Below are 13,812 nucleotides of genomic sequence, written 5' to 3'. Positions count from 1 at the left end.
CCACGGGGATACCTCAGCCGACTCAAGGCTGCTCTGTATGAGGGCCTGTAGGCTTCTCCGGGTGTCATCTGAGTAGGATGCAGCAGCCTGCTTGTGAACTGCGCTGGCTTCCTTAGCAAAGTTGTACGCTTCGGCTGTAGTCGTGACAGGCATAGCCAGGAACCAAAGAGCGCAAGCCGTGACGCTGCCCGCTATGATTGCTTGAAGGTTAGTAGCTAGAGGGTCTCTGTGCCGGTCGATTGCAGAGCCAAGCTTCTCAAAGATGAGCCCTATGTGATCGCTGAGACGAGCGTACTTTGACGGGCCACCCTCATCACCTTCACACCCTGTAGGCTTCTCAGCAATAAACTTCGGCAAGCGCTCTCGCTCGAAGCGGCCTTGAAGGTAGCCGCTCTCGAAGCAAGCGAAGAGCCGATAGGCACTCGAAGCATCGTAAGAGTTGAAGGCTCTCGGATAGTTGGGTGCGCTCCCTGCAATGAAGCCGAGGTCTAGCGCTGATTGATCGGTGAGAGCTTCCGCAGACGCTAGCTCGATACAGAGCTTGACGCTGTAATGGCTGAGAAGCTCACCGCTTGCGATTAGGAGCAAACAATCGGAGAGTGTGGGTGCAAGTGTTGTGTCGTCGGTATCATGTGGCGGTAACATTTTGGCTTCTCCCATAAGGTCACAAAGGGTGCCTTTTGGAGTTGCCTGAGAGTGAAAAGACTAATGTTTACCGCTACTTAAGATACTTGGCGCCCCGTAGGGGACTCGAACCCCTGTTGCCCACGTGAGAGGCGGGTGTCCTGGGCCACTAGACGAACGGGGCAGGCGCAGAGGACGTGTAATCGAGTGTTCGCGGCCGATCAAGCCCCGACTGTCTTGCAAAACCTGTGTGCCTGGCAAAAGGCCGCGACAAGCTCGCCTCGCAACCACAACGGACCATCAGAAGGCTTCGGGCATAGCGAGGTCAGTTTCGGGGCAAGGACTCGACCGGTTTGACGTCGAACAGGCGCTGGCCGGTTTCAAGGTCGAGAATGGCGATTCCGGCTCCGGCGGGTCCGTCGTGATGGACGGCGAGCCTGTTGCCGGAAAGCGAGACGGATATGATCTTCGAACCCTGTGGGATTTCGAGCGCCAGCGTCCCTTGTGGCGACGCGACGACGGTGGTTATGACCTGCGATTTACTCTTTTCGCCGGACCCCGAGGCAAGGCCGAGGACGCGCACCATGACGGCGCCGAGGCCGACGATGATAAGAGCCGCAAGAGCCGCGACGACGATCTTGAGGTTGCGCTGCAACCGCTGTTCGCGCATCAAGTCGGTTGCGGATGGCTGAGGTTCGTCGGTCATCGCGAAGACGTATCTTTCCTTCTTTGAATGTCTCTGACCAGTGCAGACCAAAGTCAAAACATCGAGCGAGATTGAACTGACCGCCGGTCCTGAGGATGCCGGTCAGCGTATCGACCGCTGGCTCGCAGAGAGGATAGGCGAGGTCAGCCGTGCGCGTTTGCAGGCCCTGATCCGCGATGGCCATGTCAGCGGCGGCGGGACGATACGGGAGGCTCGGGCTCCGGTCAAACCGGGCGTGACGTACACCGTCACACTGCCACCCGCAACGGAAGCGGATGTCGAAGGCGAAAGCCTGCCGCTCAAAATCGTCTACGAGGACGACTCTCTCATTGTCGTCGATAAGCCGGCTGGGCTCGTCGTGCACCCTGCCGCCGGCCACGCCTCGGGAACGCTCGTCAATGCTCTCGTCGCGCACTGTGGCGAAAGCCTCTCAGGCATTGGCGGCGTCAAGCGGCCGGGGATCGTCCACCGCCTGGACAAGGATACGTCCGGGCTGCTCGTCGTCGCCAAAACCGACGCCGCGCACCACAGTCTTGCCGCCCAATTCAAAAGCCACGGCCTCGATGGCCGCCTGCACCGCAGCTATCTGGCGTTCGTCTGGGGCAATCTTCCACGGCCTAAGGGAACCATCGATGCGCGGCTGTGGCGAAGCCGGGCCAACCGAATGAAGATCGCAGTCGCGCGCGGTGATCTGGGCCGCTCAGCGACAACGCATTACGACGTGCTTCAAACTTTTCCCGGCGAGCGGCCTGCCGGCGACGTTTCGATGCTGCGACTTGTCCTCGAGACCGGCCGCACGCATCAAATCCGCGTGCATCTCGCGCATATCGGCCATCCGGTTCTAGGCGATGCGGTTTACGGTAGCGGCTTCAAGACGCGTCTCGCCGCGCTGGGAGCGGGCGCTAAAGACGCAGCCGCGGCGCTCGGCCGACAAGCACTCCACGCCGAGCAACTGCAATTCGAGCATCCGATAACGGGAAAAAAGATGAGCTTTAACAGCCCGTTGCCGCCCGACCTCGAACGCCTCGCTAAGGCATTCGGATGCACGCCACCCGCGAAAAAGCCGGCAAAAAAGATGCTTAAGCGGCGTTCTTGATCGGCGCGGAAAACGCCAGTCCGCGCCGGACACGACCGTTCAAACGGACGTGATGAGGAACCCCAGGTGAATTGCGCGATTTAACTACTATGTAACGTGCGGCACTGGGGCCGCGAATATAGACTCTCACGACAATCCAGGGAACGTCGGACCGAACCGGTGACGGGTCAAGGTCCGGCAGAGGGCTATGGCTACAAGAGGTCTTCCGACGCTGGCCGGCGGTTCGCTCGGGCTGACGAGATATCTCGAAGAGATACGCAAATTTCCGATGCTCGCGCCGAATGAGGAATTCATGCTCGCCAAACGTTGGCAGCAGCATGAGGACTCGGACGCCGCCGAACAACTCGTGACGTCGCATTTGCGGCTCGTCGCGCGCATCGCTATGGGTTACCGCGGTTATGGCTTGCCGATTGGCGAAGTCATCTCCGAAGGCAACGTCGGGCTGATGCAGGCCGTAAAGCGTTTCGACCCTGATAAGGGCTTCCGCCTCGCGACATATGCCATGTGGTGGATCCGCGCCTCGATTCAAGAATACATTTTGCGCTCGTGGAGCCTCGTGAAAATGGGCACCACGGCCGCGCAAAAGAAGTTGTTCTTCAATCTGCGGCGCGCCAAGAGCCAGCTGCAGGCGCTCGACGATGGCGATCTGAAACCCGAACACGTCAAGAAAATTGCCGTCAAACTCGGAGTGCCGGAAGAAGACGTCGTCAACATGAACCGTCGGCTTGGCGGCGACGCGTCGCTCAACGCTCCGATCCGCGCCGATTCTGAGTCGGGCGAGTGGCAGGATTGGCTCGTCGACGATAAGCCGACGCAGGAAGATCGCCTCGTCGAAGACGAGGAACTGGAGCGCCGGAAATCGTACCTTTCGTCGGCGATGTCGGTTTTGAATGACCGGGAGCGGCGCGTGTTCGAAGCGCGGCGTCTTGCGGAAGACCCTTCTACGCTGGAGCAGCTGTCGGAAGAGTTCGGCGTTAGCCGCGAACGTATCCGCCAGATCGAAGTGCGCGCCTTTGAAAAGGTGCAGAAGGCGGTTACGGCGACGGCACGCCGCGCGGAGACGCCGAACGTGCTTGAAAGCGCGGAGCGGCGGGCCTGAGGCCGGTCGCGCTCTTGACGTAGCCTTTCGAACCGGGTTCCTGAGCAAAACACATGGCGGCGCCGACCGGTGCCGCCATAACCGTTTCAGCACAAAGCCCTTCGATGCGCCGCCGGTTCGCACTCGTCTTCAATTCAAAAGCAGGCCACGCCGTTCCGCGGCTGCTCGACGGCGTGCTCGACATCGTCCGACAGAGCGGGGCCCAAGTATTCCAGCTTCCCGCCCGTAATGCCGCCGAGGCTGCCGAGCGCGTTTCAGAGGCGGCGCAGCAAGGCGGCTGCGATGCCGTAATAGCAGCCGGTGGCGACGGCACATTCCGCGCGGTTGCGACGGGAGCCGCCGGAAGCGGCCTTGCCGTCGGCGTCATTCCGCTCGGCACGGGCAATGTCCTCTGCCACGAGATGGGTCTCAGGCGGCGGGCGCGCAGCGTTGCGGATATGCTGCTCGAGGGTCCAGAGATCGACGTGCGCGGCGGGCTCGTCAATGGCGAGCCGTTTTTCCTGATGGCCGGCGCCGGGTTCGATGCGCGCATCGTGGCGCGGCTCAACTATCGCACCAAACGCGTACTCGGGCGTGGCGCTTTCACCTATCCCGTCCTCAAGACATTGACGGAAGGTCCGCGCTCTTTCGATATCGAACTCGACGGCCGATGTTTCGAGGCAAGTTGGGTGATCTTGACGTTTGCTAGCCGCTACGGCGGCTCGTTCGTTTTGACGCGCGACACCGGAGTGGGGCACGATCATCTCATCGCCGTCGTGATCGACGCGCGTTCCCGCCTTGGCATCGCTGGACACGCGCTGTCGCTGGCGCTGGGCAGGCTCACAAACCCGCAGACACGGCCAGTCGGAGTTCACGTTCTTCCGGTGAAACTTGCGCGCATCGGCTTGCAAATTGCGGTGCCGGTCGAGATCGACGGTGACGCGGCGGGCATTTCGCCCATCGAGGTCAGCGCCGAAGGACCGCGCGTTCGGCTTATCGTGCCGCCTGCCTATGTTGCTGATCTCACGAAACGTCACACGAATCGCGTAACATCAGAATCGTGAAGCGTTGTGGGGCTTGGCCTTACAACACTGTGCGAGCGTCAGAGCGAGAACCAAGGGTCTATGCCCTTCTCTTCTCTGGACCGGTTCCGGATGGACCGGCAGATGGCTTCGAACGGCGCGTGGCAGCGATGGACAGGGCTGCCCGAGGGAGTGCCGTTCTGGTCCAGGCTTGGCGACTTCACGCACCTATCCAACCCTTCCCGCACATTCGATGTCGATATTTTGACGTTAGCGCACCGCTCAGCGAGCCCGTGTACTGAGCGACTGCGTGCGTTGCCTCGACAGCGAAGACCCCGCTTTGACCGGCCGGGGCCGCGGACACCTGGAAGATGGAGTGCCTCATGCAGAAGCGCTGTCACCAGCCAATCGAATTTCTCCGATCCGGCGAGGCGCATGCCCCAGAAGGTACGTTGAGGAACCCGCGTTGGTTGATTCTGCTCTGGCGACAACACCGCAAGCATCCCCCATGTAGGGCTTGACTGATGCATGCCGGGACGGTGCGACGATCTCCGGCCACGTGAAACGACAAGGCCGGCTGCAAAGCCGGCCTTCATTTTTTTTGATCACATTGCTGACGGCCTTGAGGACGTCTCACATCGGCAAGCGCGCGATCTCGTGGGAAAAGTAGTTGTCGATCGCCGCTGAGATGGATTGCGCAACCTTCTCCCGCCAATCGTCCGAGTTGAGGTTCTTGGCATCTTCCCGGTTCGTGACGTAGGCAAGTTCGATCAACACGGACGGGAACTGCGCGGTCTTGAGCACGCGGAACGCCGCCTGCTGATCTGGCTCGCTGCGCATCTGGGTGCTTTCGCCCATGTTCTCGATGACCGTCTTTGCAAACATGCCGGTACGTTCATGCGTCAATCCAACGTCGCGCTCGGCAAGATCGGCGAGGATGTTTCTCACGGCGCCGACGTCATCGCTGACTTTTTTTACGATATCGATTTCCTGCGCCGAAAGTGCCCTGTCGGCGGCTTTATCCTTGGCTGACCGTTCGAGGTTCTTGGCGACACGGTCGCGAAGCGTGAAGATCGTGGCGCCCCGCGCCCGTGACTGCGCGTAGTCGGCATGGATCGCGATGAAAAGGCTCGCCTTGTGGCGCTCGGCGAAGGCCGTCCGCTCGTCGAGCGGAATGAATGTGTCGTCGTCGCGTGTCATCATTATCTTGTAGCGGCCGGTCTTTTCGAGCTGATGCCGCAAGACGAGTGCGAATGCCAGCACGACGTCTTTTTCAACCGTGCCCAATTTCACGGCGCCAGAATCCATGCCGCCGTGACCTGGGTCGAGCACGATGACGGGTCTGAAAGCCCTTGCGGCGCGCTCCTCGGGACTTTCGGCAAGGCGCGGCAATGGCGGCTGCATAGCCCCGGCGCCGAGGGCGAACGGACTGACGGCAAAATCCTTCTGAGTCGAATTATTGAGCCCGGCGTTCGCCGGCCGGATGATAAGCGCTAGGTTGAATTGTCCGTCCTTGTCTTGCGCAATTTTTGAACTTTCGACGATGGCGGGGTGCGTGACGGCGATGACAATTCGGGTCTTGCCCGGCGCAGCCAATCCGGCGCGAATGCTTTTGACCAAGCCCACGGATTTGTTTTCTTCGAGCACCGGAAGACGCACGTTGATATCCGGAAGCTCGACAATGACCCGGTTTGGATTTGTGAGCGAGAAGATCTGATAGTCGACGTTGTGTTCGAGACCGACGACGAACCGCGTGCGCAGGATGTTGCTTGCGACGGAAGCCGTGGGAGCTTCCGGTTTGTCCGATTCGATCTGCAACTGAATCTTGCGCGGGGTCGAGTCAGCTCCGACCGTGCCCGCTCGAACTGGGCACGAGAGTGCGACGGCTGCAGCCGTTGCAACCACGCAGCAAAGCGCCCGTTGAACGGAATTACGCATGCGGTGTTCCCCCGTGGCGCGTCCCGTCCAGCCCCATGCACCACATAGTCTCAGTGCCTTATGAAGATGGCGTTTTGGCGGTCTCGTTGGTACGAGGTTAAGGTTATCGAATGGCCGGTTAATCTCCCGTTAAGGGATCTCGGCTCCTCGATAAAACTCAGCAGCTTGGAGCTTATTTTTCCGAAGTTTGCCAAGCCATGGCGGCAGCGTCGTCGCTTTCGTGCGCCTCGACCCATCGCGCGTCACCGTTGGCCAGAACTTCCTTTTTCCAGAAGGGAGCCCGCGTCTTCAGGTAATCCATCAGATACTCTGCCCCGGCAAAAGCAGCTTGCCGGTGCGACGCGCAGGCGATGACGAGAACGATGTTATCGCCGGGTTTCAAGTCGCCGACGCGGTGCACGATGAGCGACGCTGAGAGATTGAAGCGTCGTTGCGCCTCGGCTTCGATACGCTCGAGTTCCGCTTCCGTCATGCCGGCATAGTGCTCGAGCGTCATCGACGTCAGCGGCGCGCCTTCGACATGGTCACGCACTTTGCCGACGAAAGAGGCAACGGCGCCGATGCCGGTGTTGCCCGCCGTCAGACGCGCCATCTCGGCCGAAATATCGAAGTCGGCAGTCTCGACGCGAACGCTCACGGCTAGCCTCCCGTCACCGGAGGGAAGAAGGCAATCTCGGCGGCATTCGCGATCGAGGCGCTGGGCTTTACGTGCGCGTGATCGAGGGCAACGCGAATGGCCTCCGGTTTTGCGAAGGCGGCATCGAAGGGATGTCCGCGCGACGCCTGCCAGCGCAGCAGCTCGGCAACCGTGGCAATCCCAGGCGCCAGTGTCAGACGCTCTTCACTGACGCCGGTTTTTTCACGCAGCCAGGCGAAATAGCGAAGAACTACAACGTGCGTTGTCTTTTCGGTGGTCATCACGCTCTCAGCGATCGATGGCGTGGCGGATGCCGGCCTTCAGATAATCATAGCCCGTAACCAGCGTCAGCAGTGCCGCGATCCACAACAGCACGACACCGGAGATTGTTGTTCCCGGCAGCACGGCTTCCGCCGCGGGGCCGGCAAGCAGCAGGGCAAGAGCGATGAACTGCATCGCCGTCTTCCATTTGGCGAGTTGCGTGACGTGCACCTTGACGTTGAGTTCGGCGAGGAATTCGCGAAGGCCGGACACAAGAATTTCGCGCGCCAGTATGATGAGCGCCGCCCAGATCGACCATCCGCCGATTGTGCCGGCATAGACGAGCATCAGCAGCGTCGCACCGACGAGCAACTTGTCGGCGATCGGATCGAGCATGCGGCCGAGATTCGACTGCTGCGCCCAGATGCGCGCCAGATACCCGTCGAGCCAGTCGGTCAGGCAGGCCGTAACGAAAATCGCGAACGCCAACCAACGCGCATTATCGCTCGTCCCGAAAAACAAGACTCCGGCCAGGACCGGAACCGCGACGATCCGGCCATAAGTCAGGATATTGGGCAGGCTCGTCGACATCGAGCGGTGCGCGATCTGATCCATGATGTGGGGTAGCCGCCGCAGCAAGGTTGCGTCAATGGGTTGATCTCAGTCCGGCAAAGCCGGTTCTACGGCCCCCGTGACACCTGGATTGTAAGGTCCGCCGGCGGAGCCGACAACCTTGCTGCGCCTCAGAGCCTCGTAAATCGCAACTCTGAGGTCCGATTGGACTCTGAGTCCATGTGTAATGTCGGGCAACAACACACGCAGCGAATATTCGGTCGTTGTCGGTGTCGAGCCTTCGAACACGGCAAGCGGCGCCGGTTCACGCAGGATATCGGGATGTCGGTTGGCGCAGTCATTGAGCACTGCGAGCATGCGCCGCGGGTCGGCATCTGGCCCGGCGCTGAACTTCAGCACGACGCGTCCAAGCGCGTTGCGGTGCGTCCAGTTCAAAACACGGCCCGTGACCAGCTCCGAATTCGGAACGATCAGGCTGGCGCGGTCGAAGGTTTCGATTTCGGTCGAGCGCACAGAAATCCGTTTGACCGTGCCCTGCTCGCTGCCGACGACGACCCAGTCTCCGACCTTGATCGGACGCTCGATCAACAGGATCAGGCCCGACACGAAGTTATTGACGATCGATTGCAGTCCGAAACCGATGCCGACCGAGAGCGCGCCTGCGACGATCGCCAGATTCGTGATGTCAAATCCGGCGTAGGATATGGCGATGATCGCGGCCAATCCGGTGCCCGCGTAACCGACCGTCGTGTCGATCGAATTGGCGATGCCTGGGTCCATGCGCGGCTGAATCAGAATGTTTTCGCGCAGCCGCCGCTGGATCAATCGCGTGACGAAGAGCAACCCAACGAATATCCCGACGCCAATCAGAATGCGGACCAGAGAGATGCGGAATTGCCCGATCTCGAAGCCGAAAAGCAGTGACTTGACCCAGTCGCGAATGTCGGGGCCGGAAAATCCCCACTGCAACAGCAGTACGGGAATGGCGACGAAAGCGACGCAAAGCGTCAACACCGTTTCCGTCAGCCAGCCGAGCTGTTTGCGGCGCGTGGCGTCAAAGCCCATCTGCTCTTCGAGCAACAAGCTGATATGGCCGCGCGTCGTCGTGTTGCCCCGCGTATAGGCGCGGATGGCAAGGTAGAGCAGCGTTGCGACCAATCCGACGACGCCGGTCATCACCATCTGCTGCGCCAGGAAGCGGCCGAACGCGACATAGCCGAGAAGACACGAGAGAATGATCGCGCCTGCCGCCATCCAAAGCGGGATTTTTAGCCAAGCCGGATCGTTGCGCCCGACAGGTTTCATCGGGTCTCGGGCATTCGATTCAAACGGCGTCAGGAGTAGGCCGATCAAGACAACCGCGAACGCGATACTCGTGAACAACGACTGCACGACACTGATCGAAAGCGGGAAATAAAGAATCTGCCCGAAGGCCGACAGAAAGAGATCAGCGGAATAAATCAGCGCCAGAATCTTGAGCAGCCGCGAAATCCGTCGAGCGCTGCGGTTCGAGAGTAGGACGAGGCGCCGCTCCGGTCGCGTCGGTGCGAAAACGGCGGAAATGAGCGCCGATACCGCGATGAAGATGAGCGCTGAGCGCAGCAGCGCCACTCCGGCCGGGGCCGCCGTTGGGTAATAGAGCAACCCCAGGTAATCGAAGCCCGCATACAGCATGAACGCGGTCGCGACGCCCGCTACGGCGCGCGCCGGAGCAATCCAGGAGGCCGATGCGGCACGTTCGAAAAAGGTCGGTGGCACGGCATCTGGTGCCGCCCGGTAGCGAATCGCCGCGAGCACGACGGTCTTCAGAAGCAGATAGAGTACGAATGCACCGGCTAGCACTGCCGCGACATTCATTTTCTGCCGGTTGATGGAGGACCACCAGTCTTTCGCATTATATTCCAGCCGCCAACTGACGCTCGGCGCTCCGCGCGCGAGATCTTCCCAAAATTCCGGAAAAAGCGGGCTCACCATTCGTTGGGTAAGGCTTCGCACAAACAGCGACAGCCGCAGGTTGGTGATCTTGTCGATGGCCTGGCGCGCCCGCCACCACGTGACCTGAAGGGTCTTGATGGCGCCGGAAATTTCAGTCGATTGCGCAGCGAGCCGGGCGCGTTCGGTCGCAACTGATGGCGATTCCGGTGGCGCGCCGGCTGCGGGCGGCGGACCGAGCTTGTCGATCTGACGCTGAATGTGCTCGAGACTTGGCCGGAGGCCGTCGGCCGTTTGCGTCGTCGTCGAGATCACGCCGTCAATCTTGTCGCGAAGCTGTCCCAGATCAGTGTCGACGCTGCTGATTGCCGTCAGCGCCTTTTCAGCGCCGTCCATAACGCCGACGACGTTGTCGATCGTCGAGTGAACCTCTGGCGGCAACGATGGCGGTGGCGGCGGAGGAGGCGGGGGCTGTTGCGCGGCGGGCTGCGCCGTCCCGGGTTGAGCTTGTGCGGGTTGCGCGGCAGTACCGGACGCTGCCGGTGCTGGTGCAGCCGCCGGGGCCGGCGCGCCATTCTGAGTGGCAGGCTGGGCCTGAGGTGCCGGCGTTGCGGCGGGACTGGCGGCAGGCTGCGCCGGCGCTTCAGCAAATGCTTGAGATGTGGCGCAAGCGAGGATGGCGATAGCCGCGAATGCGTGTCTCAGCTTCGGCACAACGAGAGCCCTTGAAGGTTCGAAAAAGGGAGAGTGGTCGCTTCGCCCCTAAGTGCCGCGAAAATAGGGCAATGGTGATGTTTATGACCAGCGTCTTTTGCCCGCACGTCGGGCTCTACGGCGAGCGTTCGTGGAAGAAATCGTAGATTTTCCTCGCCATATCAGCCGAAATGCCACCGACGGCCTTCAAATCTTCGATGCCCGCACGCGATACGGCTTTTGCCGATCCGAAATGGGTGAGCAGCGCCCGCTTCCGACTCTGGCCGATGCCCGCGATCTCGTCGAGCGGGTTGACGCCGAGTGCTTTGGCGCGTTTCGCCCGATGCGTGCCGATCGCGAACCGGTGCGCTTCATCGCGAAGTCGCTGCACGAAGTAGAGGACCGGGTCTTTCGCTTCGAGCATCGTCGGGCGTTCGTGGCCGGGAATGTGGAAGTGCTCTCGCCCGGCGTCGCGGTCCGGCCCCTTCGCGACACCGATCAACGCGATGTCGTGCAGTCCGAAGCGCGCCAGCACTTCGCGCGCCACCGACAGTTGGCCCAGGCCGCCGTCGATCAGGACGAGATCGGGCCTGTCCGGAAATATGCGGTCGTCTGCCGATTGGTCTTCAGTCTCGGCAGCTTCAGCCGGAGCGGGTTCGAGCCCGGCGGTCTCGGCCTCGAGTTCTGCGACTTCGTTTTCGATGTCATCGAGCACCTCGGCGTCGGCGATCCGCTTGAAGCGGCGCGTCAGAACTTCACGCATCATCGCGTAGTCGTCGCCCGGCGCGATGTCGGGCGACTTGATGTTGAACTTTCGATATTGGCCTTTGACGAAGCCTTCGGCGCCCGCGACGATCATCGCGCCGACGGCATTGGTGCCGCCGGTATGGCTGTTATCGAAAACCTCGATGCGGCGCGGCGCGGCGGCGAGATTGAAGCGCTCGGCAATGCCTTCGAGCAACCGCGCCTGCGATGAACTTTCGGCGAGCTTGCGCCCCAACGCTTCCCGGGCATTGGAAAGCGCATGTTCGACGAGGCTCGATTTCGTTCCGCGCGACGGCACCCTGATATCGACTTTGTGCTCGGCTTTGGTCGACAGTGCCTCCGCCAGCAGTGCCCGGTTTGGAACATCGTGCGAGATGAGGATCAGGCGCGGAACCGGCTTGTCGTCGTAGAACTGCGCAATAAAGCTATCGAGGACATCTTCGACATTGAGCGAACGATCGGCCTTTGGAAAATACGCGCGATTACCCCAGTTCTGTCCCGTCCGGAAGAAAAAGACCTGCACGCATGTTTGGCCGCCGTCCTGGTAGGCGGCGAAAACGTCGGCTTGTTCAACGCCTTCGGGATTGATCGACTGATCGGCGGTGACGTGGGCCAGCGCCCACAACCGGTTGCGATACTTCGCGGCGGTTTCGAATTCGAGCTTCTCGGCAGCTTCCCGCATCAGCCGTTGATACATCTCGCGAACCGTCTGGCTCTCGCCGTTGAGGAAGCGCTCGGCTTCGTCGACGAGGAGCCGATAGTCGTCGAGCCCGATCTCGCCGGTGCACGGCGCCGAGCAGCGTTTGATTTGATAGAGCAGGCAGGGGCGCGTGCGGCTCTCATAGACGCTATCGGAACAGGATCGGAGCAAGAACGCCCGCTGCAGCATGTTGACGGTACGACTGACGGCGCCCGCCGACGCGAAGGGACCGAAGTATGCGCCCTTGCGATTTCTTGCGCCGCGATGCTTCATCACTGCCGGTGCCGCATGGTCGCGCGCGATCAGGATATACGGAAACGACTTATCGTCGCGCATCAGCACGTTGAAGCGAGGACGGAAGCGCTTGATAAGGTTGGCTTCGAGCAGAAGCGCTTCGGCTTCGGTGCCGACGGTGATGAATTCCATCGCTGCGGTCGCCAGGATCATGCGCGCGATGCGATTTGTGTGACCGGCCAGCCGGACGTAATTCGATACTCTGGCTTTGAGCTGGCGGGCTTTGCCGACGTAGATGACGTCACCGTTTGCATCGAGCATGCGATAAACGCCCGGCGACTGCGGCAACGTTTTCAAATAACCGGCAATGACATCGACACCGGTCTTGGGCGCTTGGGCCGGGGTTGTCGGTAGGTCGGTGGTGGGCGGTTCTTCGATCATGTCGCACCTAAAATTGGGCGGCTTCCGAGGTCAAGCAAGCTGGGCTCATATGCGCCACAAAATCACCATGTCGCAGGCGCGGTCTAAGTCTTTAAGACATTGAGGAAACAGGGCTGCGCCAATGGGGGGTGCCATGTATCGCGTCATCGCCGTTGCAGTTCTTGCGCTGATTTTTGCTTGTCCGGGGCTGGCGCTGGCAAAGCCTGGCAAGGAAAAGCCGGTGAAACATTTCCAGAGCGCGGCAGAGTTGCTCCAATGGATCAATGGCTATCGTCGCAATCCTGAACCGAAGCGCGTGCCCGATGCCGTCAAGGCCATGTCGGCATTTGGCGCCACCAAGGACATGGATCAGGCCGGTGTCTATATCGGCTTTGTGGCTGGTGTTCTGGGAGCCAATCCCGACACCGCGGAAGATCTCGTCACGCAGATGTTTCCATTGCCGCCCGAAGATCAAGTGCTGATCATCAAGGCGGTTGCTTACTCCGGGCTTCCCGGCTGGAAAAAACTCTTGCCCAAGTTCGTCGAACGGATGCCGGCGCGCAAGGATTTGATCGACAAGTTTCTGTTTGGCGCCAAGCCGGTTCTTACCGAACTCAAGATGCAAGACGATTCCTCCGTCATCGATCTGAATTGGGGTTACTATTTCGCGACCGGCTGGGAAGCGCCCGTGCGGCGCATCGTTGCGGCGCTGGCATTTTCACTCGACAAGAACAAGGTCGAGACGCTGACGATCGGCGCGATGGCGAAGTGGACGCTGGCGCAGAACGCATCGCGCGACAACGATCTCCTGTTGATGCTCAAAAAGATTTCGACCGACATCGAGCCCGCGACGCGAAAGCCGCTAGGCGAAGTGATCGATGCGGCGGAGACGCTCGAGCTTGGCAAACTTCGCAAGGACGCGCTGGCGTCGATCGACGAGTTGAAGGCGAAGGGTTCCGAGAATTTGCGCAACTACAATTGGTGGGGACAGGCCGGCCAGACCGCGCTGGCCTTGGGCTGCGTCGCAGCCGGTGTGCTCGGCCAAGTCGAGTTCGGCATTCCGTGCGTTGTCGGAGGCGCGGCGTCCACCGCAGCGCTCAAATATCTGGCGCCGACCGAATAAGCAGGATCGC

Annotated in this window: 12 protein-coding genes and 1 tRNA gene; 4 read left to right on the top strand and 9 right to left on the bottom strand. The window is 60.8% G+C overall.

The window, feature by feature from the left end; translation table 11 throughout:
- The 3 genes from VN623_RS06060 to VN623_RS06050 all read right to left on the bottom strand — a co-directional run.
- The coding region (locus VN623_RS06060) for a hypothetical protein (RefSeq protein ID WP_325569154.1) at window positions 1-645 on the bottom strand (645 nt) is incomplete at its 3' end.
- Window positions 646-732: 87 nt separating this feature from the next.
- Window positions 733-808, bottom strand: a tRNA-Glu gene (locus VN623_RS06055).
- Between the two features lie 141 nt (window positions 809-949).
- Window positions 950-1,330, bottom strand: a complete 381-nt coding sequence (locus tag VN623_RS06050; protein WP_325569152.1) for a hypothetical protein — start codon at window positions 1,328-1,330, stop codon at window positions 950-952.
- 40 nt (window positions 1,331-1,370) lie between these two features.
- Here VN623_RS06050 and VN623_RS06045 point away from each other — a divergent pair, with 40 nt between their 5' ends.
- From VN623_RS06045 to VN623_RS06035, 3 genes are all read left to right on the top strand, one after another.
- A complete protein-coding gene (locus tag VN623_RS06045) occupies window positions 1,371-2,426 on the top strand; it encodes an RluA family pseudouridine synthase (RefSeq protein ID WP_325569150.1) in 1,056 nt (351 codons plus the stop codon).
- A gap of 187 nt (window positions 2,427-2,613) precedes the next feature.
- On the top strand, window positions 2,614-3,525 hold the full coding sequence (gene rpoH / locus VN623_RS06040) for an RNA polymerase sigma factor RpoH (protein WP_325569148.1): 912 nt from the start codon (window positions 2,614-2,616) through the stop codon (window positions 3,523-3,525).
- A gap of 53 nt (window positions 3,526-3,578) precedes the next feature.
- The gene (locus VN623_RS06035; protein ID WP_325569146.1) at window positions 3,579-4,568 is read left to right on the top strand and encodes a diacylglycerol/lipid kinase family protein; all 990 of its coding nucleotides are present in this window, start codon (window positions 3,579-3,581) and stop codon (window positions 4,566-4,568) included.
- A 591-nt stretch (window positions 4,569-5,159) separates the two neighbouring features.
- Here VN623_RS06035 and VN623_RS06030 read toward each other — a convergent pair.
- The 6 genes from VN623_RS06030 to uvrC form a co-directional block, all read right to left on the bottom strand.
- A complete protein-coding gene (locus tag VN623_RS06030; RefSeq protein WP_325569143.1) occupies window positions 5,160-6,464 on the bottom strand; it encodes an N-acetylmuramoyl-L-alanine amidase in 1,305 nt (434 codons plus the stop codon).
- Between the two features lie 172 nt (window positions 6,465-6,636).
- Window positions 6,637-7,101, bottom strand: a complete 465-nt coding sequence (locus VN623_RS06025; RefSeq protein ID WP_325569142.1) for a molybdenum cofactor biosynthesis protein MoaE — start codon at window positions 7,099-7,101, stop codon at window positions 6,637-6,639.
- Window positions 7,102-7,103: 2 nt separating this feature from the next.
- Window positions 7,104-7,382 (bottom strand): molybdopterin converting factor subunit 1, encoded by a 279-nt coding sequence (moaD, locus tag VN623_RS06020; RefSeq protein ID WP_325569141.1) that lies wholly within the window; start codon window positions 7,380-7,382, stop codon window positions 7,104-7,106.
- 7 nt (window positions 7,383-7,389) lie between these two features.
- Window positions 7,390-7,977 (bottom strand): CDP-diacylglycerol--glycerol-3-phosphate 3-phosphatidyltransferase, encoded by a 588-nt coding sequence (pgsA, locus tag VN623_RS06015; RefSeq protein ID WP_325569139.1) that lies wholly within the window; start codon window positions 7,975-7,977, stop codon window positions 7,390-7,392.
- A 45-nt stretch (window positions 7,978-8,022) separates the two neighbouring features.
- Window positions 8,023-10,581: a DUF3772 domain-containing protein gene (locus tag VN623_RS06010; RefSeq protein WP_325569137.1), complete on the bottom strand. Its 2,559-nt coding sequence runs from the start codon at window positions 10,579-10,581 to the stop codon at window positions 8,023-8,025.
- 115 nt (window positions 10,582-10,696) lie between these two features.
- Entirely contained in the window at window positions 10,697-12,700 is a 2,004-nt protein-coding gene (gene uvrC / locus VN623_RS06005; RefSeq protein ID WP_325569135.1) for an excinuclease ABC subunit UvrC, read from the bottom strand.
- A 133-nt stretch (window positions 12,701-12,833) separates the two neighbouring features.
- Here uvrC and VN623_RS06000 point away from each other — a divergent pair, with 133 nt between their 5' ends.
- A complete protein-coding gene (locus tag VN623_RS06000) occupies window positions 12,834-13,802 on the top strand; it encodes a hypothetical protein (RefSeq protein WP_325569133.1) in 969 nt (322 codons plus the stop codon).
- The last annotated feature ends 10 nt before the right edge of the window (window positions 13,803-13,812 follow it).

The sequence above is a fragment of the Hyphomicrobium sp. genome (genome assembly GCF_035572195.1).
GTDB lineage: Bacteria > Pseudomonadota > Alphaproteobacteria > Rhizobiales > Hyphomicrobiaceae > Hyphomicrobium_B.
This window is presented reverse-complemented; position numbering and strand designations above follow the sequence as displayed.